Source organism: Pseudomonas sp. 210_17 TE3656 (assembly GCF_054821965.1).
In genome coordinates, this window is sequence record NZ_JBTRBC010000001.1 from 2,102,340 (window position 1) to 2,115,813 (window position 13,474).

At 62.5% G+C, this 13,474-nt stretch carries 13 protein-coding genes and 1 riboswitch; of the genes, 5 read left to right on the top strand and 8 right to left on the bottom strand.

The genetic code is table 11. From position 1 onward, the window contains the following. Positions 1–33: 33 nt before the first annotated feature. The 4 genes from ACVI9W_RS09960 to ACVI9W_RS09975 form a co-directional block, all read right to left on the bottom strand. Positions 34–642 (bottom strand): YqiA/YcfP family alpha/beta fold hydrolase, encoded by a 609-nt coding sequence (locus ACVI9W_RS09960; protein ID WP_422416917.1) that lies wholly within the window; start codon positions 640–642, stop codon positions 34–36. A 103-nt stretch (positions 643–745) separates the two neighbouring features. After that, positions 746–1,561, bottom strand: a complete 816-nt coding sequence (gene cpdA / locus ACVI9W_RS09965) for a 3',5'-cyclic-AMP phosphodiesterase (RefSeq protein WP_461529905.1) — start codon at positions 1,559–1,561, stop codon at positions 746–748. Between the two features lie 84 nt (positions 1,562–1,645). Next, the gene (locus ACVI9W_RS09970) at positions 1,646–2,098 is read right to left on the bottom strand and encodes a DUF1249 domain-containing protein (RefSeq protein ID WP_038615250.1); all 453 of its coding nucleotides are present in this window, start codon (positions 2,096–2,098) and stop codon (positions 1,646–1,648) included. After that, a complete protein-coding gene (locus ACVI9W_RS09975; protein ID WP_461529906.1) occupies positions 2,089–2,706 on the bottom strand; it encodes an NUDIX domain-containing protein in 618 nt (205 codons plus the stop codon). Before ACVI9W_RS09975 ends, ACVI9W_RS09970 begins: the two co-directional genes overlap by 10 nt. A 184-nt stretch (positions 2,707–2,890) precedes the next feature. Here ACVI9W_RS09975 and ACVI9W_RS09980 point away from each other — a divergent pair, with 184 nt between their 5' ends. Continuing rightward, the gene (locus tag ACVI9W_RS09980; RefSeq protein ID WP_461529907.1) at positions 2,891–3,637 is read left to right on the top strand and encodes an RsiV family protein; all 747 of its coding nucleotides are present in this window, start codon (positions 2,891–2,893) and stop codon (positions 3,635–3,637) included. On the opposite strand, the gene cytX is transcribed toward ACVI9W_RS09980, so the two are convergent. Both cytX and thiC read right to left on the bottom strand, forming a co-directional pair. Further along, positions 3,606–4,898: a putative hydroxymethylpyrimidine transporter CytX gene (gene cytX, locus ACVI9W_RS09985; protein ID WP_461529908.1), complete on the bottom strand. Its 1,293-nt coding sequence runs from the start codon at positions 4,896–4,898 to the stop codon at positions 3,606–3,608. The genes ACVI9W_RS09980 and cytX overlap by 32 nt on opposite strands. Positions 4,899–5,047: 149 nt before the next feature. Then, positions 5,048–6,937, bottom strand: a complete 1,890-nt coding sequence (gene thiC / locus ACVI9W_RS09990) for a phosphomethylpyrimidine synthase ThiC (protein WP_157194446.1) — start codon at positions 6,935–6,937, stop codon at positions 5,048–5,050. A gap of 158 nt (positions 6,938–7,095) precedes the next feature. After that, a riboswitch (TPP riboswitch) is annotated at positions 7,096–7,200 on the bottom strand. Between the two features lie 142 nt (positions 7,201–7,342). On the opposite strand from thiC, the gene ACVI9W_RS09995 reads away from it, so the two are divergent. Continuing rightward, entirely contained in the window at positions 7,343–8,773 is a 1,431-nt protein-coding gene (locus ACVI9W_RS09995) for a TolC family outer membrane protein (RefSeq protein WP_038615260.1), read from the top strand. Between the two features lie 69 nt (positions 8,774–8,842). On the opposite strand, the gene waaA is transcribed toward ACVI9W_RS09995, so the two are convergent. Continuing rightward, positions 8,843–10,111, bottom strand: coding sequence for a lipid IV(A) 3-deoxy-D-manno-octulosonic acid transferase (waaA, locus tag ACVI9W_RS10000; RefSeq protein ID WP_461529909.1), 1,269 nt, complete (start codon positions 10,109–10,111; stop codon positions 8,843–8,845). Positions 10,112–10,125: 14 nt separating this feature from the next. Further along, positions 10,126–11,016: a LysR family transcriptional regulator gene (locus ACVI9W_RS10005; protein WP_342623478.1), complete on the bottom strand. Its 891-nt coding sequence runs from the start codon at positions 11,014–11,016 to the stop codon at positions 10,126–10,128. Positions 11,017–11,103: 87 nt separating this feature from the next. Here ACVI9W_RS10005 and ACVI9W_RS10010 point away from each other — a divergent pair, with 87 nt between their 5' ends. The 3 genes from ACVI9W_RS10010 to ACVI9W_RS10020 are packed head-to-tail and all read left to right on the top strand — an operon-like array spanning position 11,104 to position 13,471. Next, complete coding sequence (locus tag ACVI9W_RS10010; protein ID WP_422421770.1) at positions 11,104–11,436, top strand: DMT family transporter; 333 nt, start codon at positions 11,104–11,106, stop codon at positions 11,434–11,436. A gap of 53 nt (positions 11,437–11,489) precedes the next feature. Next, the gene (locus tag ACVI9W_RS10015) at positions 11,490–12,665 is read left to right on the top strand and encodes an NAD(P)/FAD-dependent oxidoreductase (protein WP_461529910.1); all 1,176 of its coding nucleotides are present in this window, start codon (positions 11,490–11,492) and stop codon (positions 12,663–12,665) included. Then, entirely contained in the window at positions 12,662–13,471 is an 810-nt protein-coding gene (locus ACVI9W_RS10020; RefSeq protein ID WP_461529911.1) for an aldo/keto reductase, read from the top strand. Before ACVI9W_RS10015 ends, ACVI9W_RS10020 begins: the two co-directional genes overlap by 4 nt. Positions 13,472–13,474: the final 3 nt, after the last annotated feature.

The window sequence follows — 13,474 nt, forward strand, 5'->3', positions numbered from 1 at the left end:
TACTCGTCGTCAGTCGTGGGTGAAAATAAGTCATCAAAATACAGAAAAATCGAGCGTTTGATACTGCTGTGGCGCAATGCCAGCAAAGCTCAACAAGGCTGGCAGGCGCTCGGCGAAGCCCTGAAAGCTGTGATCGCCACCGGCCTGGATGCGCAGTGCGCAGGCCCGGTAGAACTGTTCGGCCTGGCGGTAGTCCAGGGTTTCATCGGCGGTTTGCAGCCAGACCTGATAGCGCCCGGCATCCGTAGGCGGCGCCACCTCGAGCTCGGCCAGGGCCTGCACATGATCGAGGGTCAGCTCCCAGGACTCACCGGTGTAGTGGTTCTGCTGAGTGCCCAGAAAGCCATCGAAACGCCGGTGCGGGTTGACCGCCGGGTTGATCAGCAATGCTTTTAGCCCGTGGCGCTCGGCCAGGTGGGTGGCATAGTAGCCGCCGAGCGAGCTGCCGACCAGTAATGGCGCTTCGAGCTCGGCAATCGCGGCCTCTAGCTGGGCCATGGCCTGGCGCGGGTGATGGTGCAGCGCTGGCACCCGCAGGCGTTCGCCCAGGCCGATCTGCTCCATCACTGCAATCAATTGGCAGGCTTTCTTGGACGAGGGCGCGCTGTTGAACCCGTGTATATAGAGAATCGAACCCGACATGCCGCCCCCGGTGCACTTCAATCGCCTGACGGTGCCAGGCAGGAAAGCGCGCATTTTAGCCTGTTCAAAGGCAGATGGAGCAGTTTCACCCATTCAGCAACACTTAATAGCCGTCGCCTTCGTAGTCGACCGTGAACGCGAAGCCGGTTACCCGCGAGACTCCGGTGTCGATCGAGCCATCGCCATGCAAGCGCAACCAGCGGTAGCCGGGGGCCTGCTCACCGACCTTGAAATCCTCACTGCCCGGCTCGAACTGAATGCAGGTGGAGGGTGAGGCCAATAGCCGTAGACCGTCACGCCGCTCATCCCATTCCTGGTGTACATGCCCCCACAGCAAGGCCCGCACCTGTGGATAACCGTTCAGCAGGGCAAACAGTGCGTCGGCATTGCGCAGGCCGATCGGTGCCATCCAGGCGCAACCGATGGGTACCGGCTGGTGGTGGAAACAGATCAGATGATGACGCTCGGGCGCTTCTTTCAGGGACTGCTCGAGCATCGCCAACTGGCGCTCATCGAGCACGCCCGGCACCGATCCCGGCACCGCTGAATTAAGCATCAGGATGCGCCAGTTACCGATATCGACCAGCGGCTTGAGCAGATCACTGCCCTGCGCCACGCGCTCCATCGGCACAGGCTCGTCATGGTTACCCGCGAGCCAGCGGGCCGGGGCCCCGAGGCCTGCCGTCAAATCACGAAAGTATTCGTAGGAGGCTTCGCTGCCATCCTGAGACAAATCGCCAGTTGCCAGCAGCAGATCGATCTGCGGCTGTTCTTCACGCACTCGTTCGACCACTCGCTGCAGGCTGTCGCGGGTGTTCATGCCCAGCAGCGTGCCCTGCCCGTCGGCAAACAGATGGCTGTCAGTCAGTTGCACTAGGTACAAGGGTGCATCGCTATGCGGGATCGATTGTTGCGGCAAGGGCCGACTCCTTGAAAGGATTCAGCGCGATTATGGCGGCAAGCAGCGCTTGAGCAAATACGCGAAAACGACCGCCGTCACATTTCAGCGAACTGCAGCCAACTCATGGCCACAGGCCAGACAGTGACTGAGCCACTCACCGAGGAACAGATTGAGCTGGGCTTTTTCGTCAGGCTGGTGCATCGCCGCATTCGGGTAAGGATAGATGCTGCGAAAACGCCGGGCGTGCTCGGCGCTGACCACTTCGGCCATGCGTGCATCGTGATACACCTGCACTTCCAGCTGTGGCACCGGCAGCCATGGCAGGCTGTGCTCCTGGCGCACGCGCAGGGTGGTGGTGTAGGGACAGGCGAGGACCACATCGAGAACCAGCACACCGAGCATCTGGTCACCCTGGGTCATACCGATCCGGCGCGAACTCATGGTGCTGCGCATGTCCGGCAACAAGCGCATCAAACGCGCATAGTTGGCCTCGCAGGCAGCCTGCAACCCGACCAGATCGACCCGGTAGCGTTCGCGCAACAGATTCACGACCATAGCCCCCTGACTTCATCTCGATTCAAGGCCAGCCATTGCAGGGCAATAATGCATGCCGCATTGGCAATCAGCCCATCGCGCACGGCCTGCAAGGCATCCTCGAACGCCCAGACCTTGACGCGAATGTCTTCACCCTCTTCCTCCAGCCCGTGCAGGCCGCCCGCCCCAACGCTGCTGCACTGGCCCAGATACAAGTGAACAAACTCATCGCTGCCGCCAGGTGACGGGAAATACCGGGTCATCGGCCACAGCGCTTTGAACACAAGCCCAGCTTCCTCCTGCGCTTCGCGGTGTGCAACTTCTTCCGGCGCTTCATCTTTATCGATCAGACCAGCGACCAGTTCAATCAACCATGGGCTGGCGACCTTGGCCATTGCGCCAACGCGAAACTGCTCGATCAGCACCACTTCATCCCGCACAGGATCGTAGGGCAGCACACAGACGGCATCATGGCGAACGAACAGCTCACGGCTGATCTCACGCCCCATGCCCCCGGCGAACAGCTCGTGGCGCAAACGAACCCGATCAAGCTGGTAGAAGCCCTTGAAGCAGTTGACCCTTTCGACGATCTCGACGTCCGTGGGCACAGGTTTCAGCGTGTCTGACATGGAAATCCTCATAACCTCGTGTACTGCATCGCGCCATCCTAACCTGCGCACCGCCACGTTTCACCCCTTTCAACTTGTAGGCCGGGCTGCGAGGATAGGCAGCCTGCTGATATTCAGCTTAGTGGCGAACTGAAGGCCTTGCCGACGGTCCAAGCCCGATCACCTTTGCCTTACAAGGATCATCATGACGCTTGTGAAACTAACTACCGTGGCCGTGCTGGCCTTGGTCCTGGGCGCTTGTCAAAGCCTGTTCCAGCCCAACATGCGCACGCCACTGGAGGTCAAGCGCGACCGCTGGGAGCACATCAAGCCCGGTTGCAACACGGCCGATTGCCCGCTGGTCAATATCGACACCATTCACTTCCCGGCCAACCCGAAACTGGACGCAATCGTCGAAAAACGTTTGCTGCAAATGACCCAGGACAACCAGCACAGCGCCCTGCCCGCTTCGCTCAAGGCCTACGAAGACCAGTTCATGGCCACCGCCGAGACCCGCAACAGCAGCTACCTGCAAGCCAAGGTACGCGAGCAGCATGACGGACTGGTGATCATCGAACTGTCCAGTTATCTGGACACCGGCGGCGCCCATGGCATGCCGGGGCGTGGTTTCATCAACTACTCGCGTCAGCAGGACAAGGTCCTGACCCTGCAGGACATGCTGGTGCCGGGCCAGGAAGCGACGTTCTGGAAGACCGCCGAGGAAGCCCACAGGGCCTGGCTGATCAGCACCGGCATGGACAAGGATGCCGAGTTCGTCAAAACCTGGCCGTTCCGCCAGACCCCGCATATCGCCCTGACCTACGGCGCGGTAGTGCTCAAGTACGAAGTGTATGCCATCGCCCCGTATTCCATGGGCCACATCGAACTGAAGATCCCCTACCCGCGCCTGAACGGTGTGATCAAGCCGGAGTTGTTTCCCGGTCGCGGCTGACCGACGGCGCTGCCGCCCAGTACACGCACCCTGCCAGCAGCAACGCCGGCAGGGTCGAGCCGAGATCGGCAGCGTAATGCGCCAGCAGATGGTAGGTGGCGACGCCGCAGGCCCAGGCGACCAGAGCGCGCCAGTGCAGGCTCTGGACCGGACTGGCGTCACTGCGACGGCGACGTACGACGAAATGATCGACCAGCACCACGCCGAACAGCGGGGCGAACACCGAGCCGATCAGCAGCAGGAAGTTCTGGTACTGCGCCAGCGGCGCGAAGCAGGCGATCAAGGTGCACAGCACACCAATGGCCAATGCCAGATGCTCGACTTTCAAGCGAATCAGCAGGCCGGTTGATACCGCCGCCGAATGGATATCGGCGAAGGCCTTTTCCGATTCATCGAGCAGAATCAGCAGCAATGGAATACCGATACCGGCACCGGCCAGCGCCAACAGCAAGGTATTGACCTCGCCCGCCGGCGCGAAGGCCAGGGTATAGGCCACACCCAGACTCATCATCCACACGTTGCCGACAAAATACCCCAGCGCCGTACCGAAAAACACCCGGCTGCCATGGCGGCTGAAGCGGGAATAGTCGGCAATCAACGGCAGCCACGACAACGGCATAGCAATGGCGATGTCGATACCCACCGCCAGCGACATCGAGCCATCACCGGCACGCGCCCACAGGGCGGCGAGATCGGCCTTGGTAAACAGGTTCCAGGTCAGCCACAGGCAGGCCCCGAGCAACAGCCAGATGCCCCATTTGCGCAGGATCTTGCGCACGAAGGTCAGCGGCCCGCTGACCGCCAGCAGGGTTGCCAGGGCGCCGAAGCACAAGGTCCACAGCAAGGGGCTGGTCAGCGCACTGCCTTCGCCGAAGGCGCGGGCACCGAGCAGACTGGCGGCATCACGCATGACAATGATTTCGAACGAGCCCCAGCCAATCAGCTGCAGCAGGTTGAGCAGCGCTGGCAGCCGGGCGCCTTCGCGACCGAGACTGCGCCGCAAGGCTGCCATGGACGACAGGCCGGTATCGCTGCCGATGACGCCAACGGCCGCCAGCAGCAAGACCCCCACGCTGGTACCGATGATGATCGCCAGCACGGCGTTGGCCAGGCCCAGGCCGGGGCCGAGCAAGGCGCCGGTCTGCAGGACCATCAGACCGATGCCCAGGGAAAACCATAGGGAACAGAGGTCACGACCGCTGAGGACGCGTTGCCCGGTGGTCACCGGGTGATCGGGGGAAAACTGGCTGGGTGTGCTCACAAGGGTGATCTCGACAGGGAGAAAATTGTTGTTGTTCGGGCCCTATCGCTGGCAAGGCCAGCTCCCACAAGAGTCTGTATGCAGTCCCCCTGTGGGAGCCGGCCTTGCCGGCGATGCGGTGTGCACGGCACACCGCCTGAACAGGCCGATCAGACCTTCTTGTACAACTGGCTGCCTTCCTGGCGGAACCGCTCGGCCTGCTCGCGCATGCCGTCCTCGACCGCCACATCCACCGCATCAATGCGCTGGTTGGCGGCGTACTCACGCACTTCCTGGGTAATTTTCATCGAGCAGAACTTCGGCCCGCACATCGAGCAGAAGTGCGCGACCTTGGCCGAATCCTTGGGCAGGGTCTCGTCATGGAACGAACGCGCGGTGTCCGGATCCAGGCCAAGGTTGAACTGGTCTTCCCAACGGAACTCGAAGCGCGCCTTGGACAAGGCATTGTCACGGATCTGCGCGCCCGGGTGTCCTTTGGCAAGGTCGGCAGCGTGGGCGGCGATCTTGTAGGTGATGATCCCGGTCTTGACGTCATCCTTGTTCGGCAGGCCCAAATGCTCCTTGGGCGTCACGTAGCAGAGCATGGCGCAACCGAACCAGCCGATCATCGCCGCGCCGATACCCGAGGTGATGTGGTCGTAACCCGGGGCAATGTCGGTAGTCAGCGGGCCGAGGGTGTAGAACGGTGCTTCGTCGCAGCATTCCAGCTGCTTGTCCATGTTCTCCTTGATCAACTGCATCGGCACGTGGCCAGGACCCTCGATCATGCACTGGACATCGTGTTTCCAGGCGATCTTGGTCAGTTCGCCAAGGGTCTCCAGCTCGCCGAATTGCGCCGCATCGTTGGCATCGGCAATCGAGCCCGGACGCAGGCCGTCGCCCAGCGAGAAGCTGACGTCGTAGGCCTTCATGATTTCGCAGATTTCGTCGAAATGGGTGTAGAGGAAGTTCTCTTTGTGATGCGCCAGGCACCACTTGGCCATAATCGAACCGCCACGGCTGACGATACCGGTAACGCGCTTGGCGGTCAGCGGCACATAACGCAACAGCACGCCGGCGTGAATGGTGAAGTAGTCCACGCCCTGCTCGGCTTGCTCGATCAGGGTGTCGCGGAACAGCTCCCAGGTCAGGTCTTCGGCGACGCCATTGACCTTTTCCAGGGCCTGGTAGATTGGCACGGTACCGATCGGCACAGGCGAGTTGCGGATGATCCACTCACGGGTTTCGTGGATGTGCTTGCCGGTGGACAGGTCCATGACCGTGTCCGAACCCCAACGGATACCCCAGGTCAGCTTGGCCACTTCTTCTTCGATCGAAGAGCCCAGCGCACTGTTACCGATGTTGCCGTTGATCTTCACCAGGAAGTTGCGGCCGATGATCATCGGCTCCAGTTCGACGTGGTTGATGTTCGCCGGAATGATCGCGCGACCACGGGCGATCTCCTCACGGACGAACTCGGCGGTGATTTCCTTGGGGATGCTGGCACCGAAACTGTGGCCCGGGTGCTGCTGGTCGAGCAGGCCGGCGGCGCGGGCTTCCTGCAGCTTCATGTTCTCGCGGATGGCGACGTATTCCATCTCGGCGGTGATGATGCCCTGGCGCGCGTAGTGCATCTGGCTGACGTTGGCACCGGCCTTGGCCCGGCGCGGATTGCGCACATGGGCAAAACGCAGTTTGGTCAGCTCGGCATCCGCCAGACGCTGCTGGCCAAAGTCCGACGACAACCCAGGCAGGCGCTCGGTGTCACCACGGGCGTCAATCCAGGCCGAACGCACATCGCTCAGGCCTTTGCGCACGTCGATGACGACATTGGGATCGGTGTAGGGGCCGGAAGTGTCGTAGACCAGCACCGGCGCGTTGGCTTCACCGCCGAAATCGGTCGGGGTGTCGTCCAGGCTGATTTCACGCATCGGTACGCGGATGTCCGGACGCGAGCCTTCGACATAGATTTTGCGCGAACGGGTGAACGGCTGTACGGACTGCTGATCGACCTGGGCCGACTCACTCAGATTGGTCAGGTATTTTTCTTGTTTACTCATCACAGGCTCTCCAGACGGCTTCCTAGCAGTGGAATGTCGGGGAGAACCTGAAAGGCACGGACGCACCAGGAGCGGTGCTGTGCCAGATGTGCGGGGATGCCTGCAGCGACTTACGGCTGGCTCGACATTCCCGGACCTGACACAAGAGACTCGCCGGGAAAGCGAGAAATCTTGTTCCCTACGCAGGCGCTAACCTGATCAGGTTCAACGGGATCCGGATTATCCGATCTCAGCCTCAACGCAAGGCACCCCGACAAGAACGCGCCCAGTCTAGACTGGACGCCACTGCAAAGCCAACAGTACAACCACGGTGACGATAAATGGTGTAATTGGCAGATTGTTGCAAAGTGCCCGCGCATCTACACTCACCGGTTCAGAAAGACTCAATCGTTCAAGGATCGCCCTATGCTGCGCAAACTTTCACTGGCCCTTGCCGTGTCTTGTGCTATCAACGGAATGGCCTGGGCAGCAGACGCGCCCTTGTCAGCGAAAACCGATCTGGTCAGCGTCTACCAGGAGGCTGTGGATAACAACGCCGACCTCGCGGCAGCCCGTGCCAACTATGGCGCGCAAAAGGAGGTGGTACCCCAGGCCCGTGCCGGCCTGCTGCCAAATCTCTCGGCCGGCGCCGAGATGCAGAGCACCCGGACCAAGCTCGATGAACCATCGACTACCTCCAACCGCAGCGGTAATTCCTGGTCGGCAACCCTGGCCCAACCGGTGTTCCGTGCTGATCGCTGGTTCCAGTTGCAGGCTGCCGAAGCGGTCAATGAACAGGCGGCGCTGGAGTTGTCGGCCACTGAACAGAACCTGATCCTGCAAACTGCCGAGAACTATTTCGCGGTGCTGCGCGCCCAGGACAACCTGGCGTCGACCAAAGCGGAAGAAGCCGCTTTCAAGCGTCAGCTGGATCAGTCCAATGAACGCTTCGATGTCGGCCTTTCGGACAAGACCGACGTCCTGCAATCCCAGGCCAGTTACGACACGGCCCGGGCCAACCGGATCGTCGCGCAACGCCAGGTCGATGACGCGTTCGAAGCACTGATCACCCTGACCAACCGCAACTACGACGCGATCCAGGGCATCCGCCACACCCTGCCGGTGCAGGTCCCGGTACCGAATGACGCCACGTCCTGGGTCGAAACCGCCGGTAAGCAGAACCTCAACCTGCAAGCGACCAACTACGCCGTCACCGCCGCCGAAGAAACCCTGCGCCAGCGCAAGGCCGGGCACGCGCCAACCCTGGATGCGGTAGCGCAGTACCAGAAAGGCGACAACGACAACCTTGGTTTCACCAACCCCAACCTCGGCGGGCCCATCAGCGGCGACGTCGAACAGACCAGCGTTGGCCTGCAGTTGAATATTCCGATCTACAGCGGCGGCCTGACCAGCTCGCAAGTGCGCGAGGCCTACCAGCGCCTGAGCCAGAGCGAGCAGCAGCGTGAAAGCCTGCGGCGCCAGGTGGTGGAAAACACCCGCAACCTGCACCGTGCGGTCAATACCGACGTGGAGCAGGTGCAGGCACGCAAGCAGTCGATCATCTCCAACCAGAGCGCTCTGGAAGCCACCGAGATCGGTTACCAGGTCGGTACCCGCAACATCGTCGACGTGCTCGATGCCCAGCGCCAGCTGTACACCTCGGTGCGTGACTACAACAACACCCGCTACGACTACATCCTCGACAACCTGCGCCTGAAGCAGGCGGCGGGCACCTTGAGCCCGCAGGACCTGACCGACCTGAGCCGCTATCTGAAGCCGGACTACAACCCGGACAAAGACTTCCTGCCACCTGATCTGGCGGCATTGGCCAAGGCTAACTTCGACGCCCGGCCTTAAACAGCATCGCGGGGCAAGCCCGCTCCCACAGGTAACCTCTGTGGGAGCGGGCTTGCCCCGCGATTAGCGTCAGAGCAATCGCCCCAAGCCATCCAGCAAGCGCTGCAACGCGCCCTGGTTGGCCTTCATCACCGCCCGCCCCGCTTCGCCCATGCGCCGCGCATCCTGCGGCAACTCGATCAGCCGCCGGATCTCAGCCGCCAGCCCCTGGGCATCATCCACCTCCTGCAATGCGCCAGCGTTGCGCAGCATCGCCGCGATCTCCAGGAAGTTGAACAGGTGCGGGCCGCTAATCACCGGCAATGACAGAGCCGCTGGCTCCAGCAGGTTATGCCCGCCATTGGGCACCAGGCTGCCGCCGACAAAGGCGATATCCGCCAGGGCATAAAGAAACAGCAGTTCGCCCATGGTGTCGCCGAGCAGCACTGCGGTATCCGCGGCCACCGCAGCGGCACTGGAGCGGCGCACAGTCGGGAACTGTGCCGCGCACAACTCAAATACGCTGTTGAAGCGCTCCGGATGCCGTGGCACCAGGATCAGCAAGGCATCGGCATGGTGCTCCAGCAACTGGTGGTGCGCGGCGAGAATCACTTCGTCCTCGCCCTCATGGGTGCTGGCGGCAATCCACACCGGGCGCTGAGCGGCCTGCCACTGCTCACGCAAGGCCCGAGCGCGCGGCAATAGCTGCTCATCGATACGCAGGTCGAACTTGATCGAACCGGTGACCTGAACACATTCAGCCCGCGCCCCCAGCTGGCGAAAGCGCTCAGCTTCGGCCTCGGTCTGCACCGCGATCAGGCTCATCTCGGCCAGCATCGGCCGGGTCAGCCCGGCAAAGCGTGCATAGCCACGCGCCGACCGCTCGGACAAGCGCGCATTGGCCAGCGCCACGGCGATACCGCGCTTGGCGCACTGATGAATATGGTTGGGCCACAACTCGGTTTCCATGATCACCGCCAGCTTCGGCTGGACATGATCGAGAAAGCGCCCGGCCGCCCACGGCAGGTCATAGGGCAGGTAGCAATGCTGAATGCGCGGCTCATCGGCAAACATCGCCCGCACCCGCTCGGAGCCGGTCGGGGTCATGCAGGTAATCGTAATCGGCAGCTGTGGATAAGCCTGCAACAGGGCACGAATCATCGGCGCCGCGGCGATGCTTTCGCCCACCGACACCGCATGTACCCAGATACCGCCCTTGCGCATGGCGGGCAGGTTCATGGCGAAGCGTTCGCCGATGCGCTTGGCGTAGGCTGGCGCCTTGCGCGAGCGCAGGAACAGGCGCAGCGCAACCAGCGGCAGGCCCAGGTGAAACAGCAGGGTATAGAGTGTTCTGTTCATGGCGCCGAAGTGTACTAGCCAATCGCTCGCAAGTGCACTGCGAAGCGCTCGGCCAACCACTGTGCCGCAGGCCCCAGTGGCTCGTCACGCCGCCACACCAGCTCTACCACCAGTGCCGGCGGTGTCCATTCGCTACGCAGCTCGACCATCTGCGCATGGTAAGTCGGGTACTGCACTACATGCCGGGGCAACCAGGCCCAGCCCAAGCCGCGCATCAACAACTCGGCCATGGCGTAGAAGCTGTCGGCACGCCAGATCTGCGGGCTGATTGGCTCGCCGCCGGGATAACCGCTTTCCTGCGGGGCAATCAACAACTGGCGATGGCGTGCCAGCTGTTGGCGATTGACCTGCCCCAGTTGCGCCAAGGGATGATTGACGGCGCAGACGGTGACCATCTCCACATTCCCCAAGGCGCGGCGCTCCAACGCTGACGGCATGCGCTCATGACGAAACAGCAAGCCCAGGTCAGCACGGCGCTCGACCAGCTTGCGCGCCACGTCACCCTGGGCACCGCTGGCCAGTTGCACTTCCAGCATGGGGAACTGCTGGGCCAGTTCGTCGAGACTGTCGATGACCGGCTGATAAGGCATGGCTTCATCCTGGGCGACCCGCAACTGCGCCTCCTGGCCGCGCATCAGCGCCAGCGCCCGACCGTCCAGGCGCTCGCACTGACGCAACAACTCACGCGCATCCTCCAGCAGCGCCGCGCCGGCCTCGGTCAAGCGCGGCTGACGGCCACTGCTACGCTCGAACAGGGTGACACCCAGGTCCGCCTCGAGCAGGGCAATGGCATTGCTCACCGCCGACTGCGCCTTGCGCTGGGTGCGGGCCACCGCCGAAAACGAGCGTTGCTCGGCAACGCCGACAAACAGCCGCAGTTGCTCCAGATTCCACTGTTCAGCCATGCAACCTATCTCCAGAAAAGATAGGTAATGACTTTACCCCATCCAGGCTTGCTCTAAAATGCCCAGCCAGAACAGAGGAACACCGACATGAATGCCTACACCTACCTGGCTATCGCCATCTGCGCCGAAGTCATCGCCACCGCCTCGATGAAGGCCGTCAAGGGTCTGAGCACCCCGCTGCCGTTGCTGCTGATGATCTGTGGCTACGCCGTGGCGTTCTGGATGCTGACCCTGGTGGTGCGCAGCATTCCGGTCGGTATCGCGTATGCCATCTGGTCGGGGCTGGGGATTGTCTTGATCAGCATCGCCGCGCTGGTGATTTACGGGCAGAAACTGGACGTCCCGGCGATGCTCGGCATGGCCATGATTGTCGGCGGCGTGGTGGTTATCCAGGTCTTCTCGAAAACCGCCGGGCATTGATCCGTCTCACAGGCTGTATACTGGGCTTCTGTCCAAGCTTGTGAGGTGCATGCATGCCATCCGTTATTTCCACCGACGTACTGATCGTCGGCGCAGGGGTCGCAGGCCTCTGGCTCAATGCCCGTCTGCGCCGCCTGGGTTACTCGACGGTCGTGGTGGAACGCGCCAGCCTCGGTGGCGAGCAGACCCTCAAATCGCAGGGAATCATTCATGGCGGCGCCAAGTATGCCCTGCATGGCGCACTGACCGGCGCCTCCGAAGCCATTGCCGACATGCCGCGACGCTGGAGCGAGGCGCTGGCAGGCAGCGGCGAACTGGACCTTTCCGGCGTGCGCCTGTTGTCTGACGCCCATTACCTGTGGTCCCCCGGCACGATCGCCGGCAACCTGACCAGCTTCTTTGCCAGCAAGGCGGTGCGTGGCCGTGTCGATCAGGTCAAAGGCGAGCAACTGCCACCTGCCCTGCAAGACCGCGCCTTCAAGGGTAAGGTCTATCGCCTGGCCGAACTGGTCATTGACGTGCCAAGCCTGCTGAACAAGCTCGCCGAACTGGCCGGTGACAGCCTGCTGGCTGGCGAGCAGATCGAACCCCTGCAAGAAGCTGGCGAACTGGCCGGGCTGCGCGTCGACGGCCGCGAGATCCGTGCACAGCGCATCGTACTCAGCGCCGGGGCCGGCAATGCCGCCCTGCTTGAAACCCTCGGTCTGAGCCAGCCTGCCATGCAGCGTCGCCCGCTGCACATGGTCATGGCCAAGGGCGCCAGCCTCAAACCTCTGTACGCCCATTGCCTGGGCGGCGGACCCAAACCGCGTATCACCGTCACCAGCCACCCGGCCGCCGACGGTCAATGGGTCTGGTACATGGGTGGCGACCTGGCTGAGGCAGACGGCGTTGCCCGCGAGCCCGAAGCGCAGATTGCCGCGGCGAAGAAGGAAGTCAGCAACCTGCTGCCATGGATCGACCTGAGCCAGGTGCGCTGGGCTACCGTGCGCATCGATCGCGCCGAGCCGGCACAGTCCGGTCTGGTGCGCCCGGACAACGCCTTCCTCGCCGAACAGCAGCGCCTGCTGGTTGGCTGGCCGACCAAACTGGCCCTGGCTCCGGATTTCAGTGACCGGGTGCTGGCCAGCCTTGAACGCGACGGGGTCAAGCCGGGGGCTCACACCGCCCTTCCCGAACTGCCACGGCCACCGATGGCCCTGCCAGTCTGGGAGCAGCTGCTGCCATGAGCCTGCCGACTCTTCATGATCTGCACCGCCCCTTGGGCAGCACCGGCCTGCACGTCTCGCCGCTGGGCCTGGGTACGGTCAAGCTGGGGCGTGATCAAGGGGTCAAATACCCCAATGGATTCACCATCCCCGACGACGACCAGGCCCGCCTGCTGCTGGCCCAGGCCCGTGACCTGGGCATCAACCTGATCGACACCGCCCCAGCCTACGGCCGCAGCGAAGAGCGCCTTGGCCCGCTGCTGCGCGGCCAACGCGATCACTGGGTGATCGTCAGCAAGGTCGGTGAAGAGTTCGAAGAAGGCCAGTCGCGTTTCGACTTCAGCGCCGCCCACACGCGTTTTTCCATCGAACGCAGCCTCAAGCGCCTGGAAACCGACCATATCGACCTGGTGCTGGTGCATTCGGATGGCAACGACCTGCATATTCTCGAGCACGAGGAGGTCTATCAGACCCTCGAAGCGCTGAAGCGGGAAGGCAAGATCGGCGGCTTCGGCCTGTCCGGCAAGACCGTGGAAGGTGGTTTGAAAGCACTGCAACGCGGCGATTGCGCCATGGTCACCTACAATCTGAACGAACAGGCCGAACGCCCGGTGCTCGACTATGCCGCCGAGCATGGCAAAGCCATCCTGGTGAAAAAGGCCCTGGCCAGCGGGCATGTGTGCCTGAGCCCGGGGGTAGACCCGGTGCGTGCCAGTTTCGAGTTGCTGTTTGGCCACCCGGGTGTGAGCAGTGCCATTGTCGGCACCATCAACCCGGTACATCTGGCACACAACGTGGCGACTGTTGCCGCCGTACTGAATCGCTGACGC

What these genes read in the sequence shown, in the direction of transcription:
- ACVI9W_RS09960 (WP_422416917.1), bottom strand. Translation starts at nt 642, where the DNA reads ATGTCGGGTTCGATTCTCTATATACACGGGTTCAACAGCGCGCCCTCG.
- ACVI9W_RS10015 (WP_461529910.1), top strand. Translation starts at nt 11,490, where the DNA reads ATGCCATCCGTTATTTCCACCGACGTACTGATCGTCGGCGCAGGGGTC.
- waaA (WP_461529909.1), bottom strand. Translation starts at nt 10,111, where the DNA reads ATGAACAGAACACTCTATACCCTGCTGTTTCACCTGGGCCTGCCGCTG.
- ACVI9W_RS10010 (WP_422421770.1), top strand. Translation starts at nt 11,104, where the DNA reads ATGAATGCCTACACCTACCTGGCTATCGCCATCTGCGCCGAAGTCATC.
- thiC (WP_157194446.1), bottom strand. Translation starts at nt 6,937, where the DNA reads ATGAGTAAACAAGAAAAATACCTGACCAATCTGAGTGAGTCGGCCCAG.
- ACVI9W_RS09980 (WP_461529907.1), top strand. Translation starts at nt 2,891, where the DNA reads ATGACGCTTGTGAAACTAACTACCGTGGCCGTGCTGGCCTTGGTCCTG.
- ACVI9W_RS09975 (WP_461529906.1), bottom strand. Translation starts at nt 2,706, where the DNA reads ATGTCAGACACGCTGAAACCTGTGCCCACGGACGTCGAGATCGTCGAA.
- ACVI9W_RS09995 (WP_038615260.1), top strand. Translation starts at nt 7,343, where the DNA reads ATGCTGCGCAAACTTTCACTGGCCCTTGCCGTGTCTTGTGCTATCAAC.
- ACVI9W_RS10005 (WP_342623478.1), bottom strand. Translation starts at nt 11,016, where the DNA reads ATGGCTGAACAGTGGAATCTGGAGCAACTGCGGCTGTTTGTCGGCGTT.
- ACVI9W_RS10020 (WP_461529911.1), top strand. Translation starts at nt 12,662, where the DNA reads ATGAGCCTGCCGACTCTTCATGATCTGCACCGCCCCTTGGGCAGCACC.
- ACVI9W_RS09970 (WP_038615250.1), bottom strand. Translation starts at nt 2,098, where the DNA reads ATGGTCGTGAATCTGTTGCGCGAACGCTACCGGGTCGATCTGGTCGGG.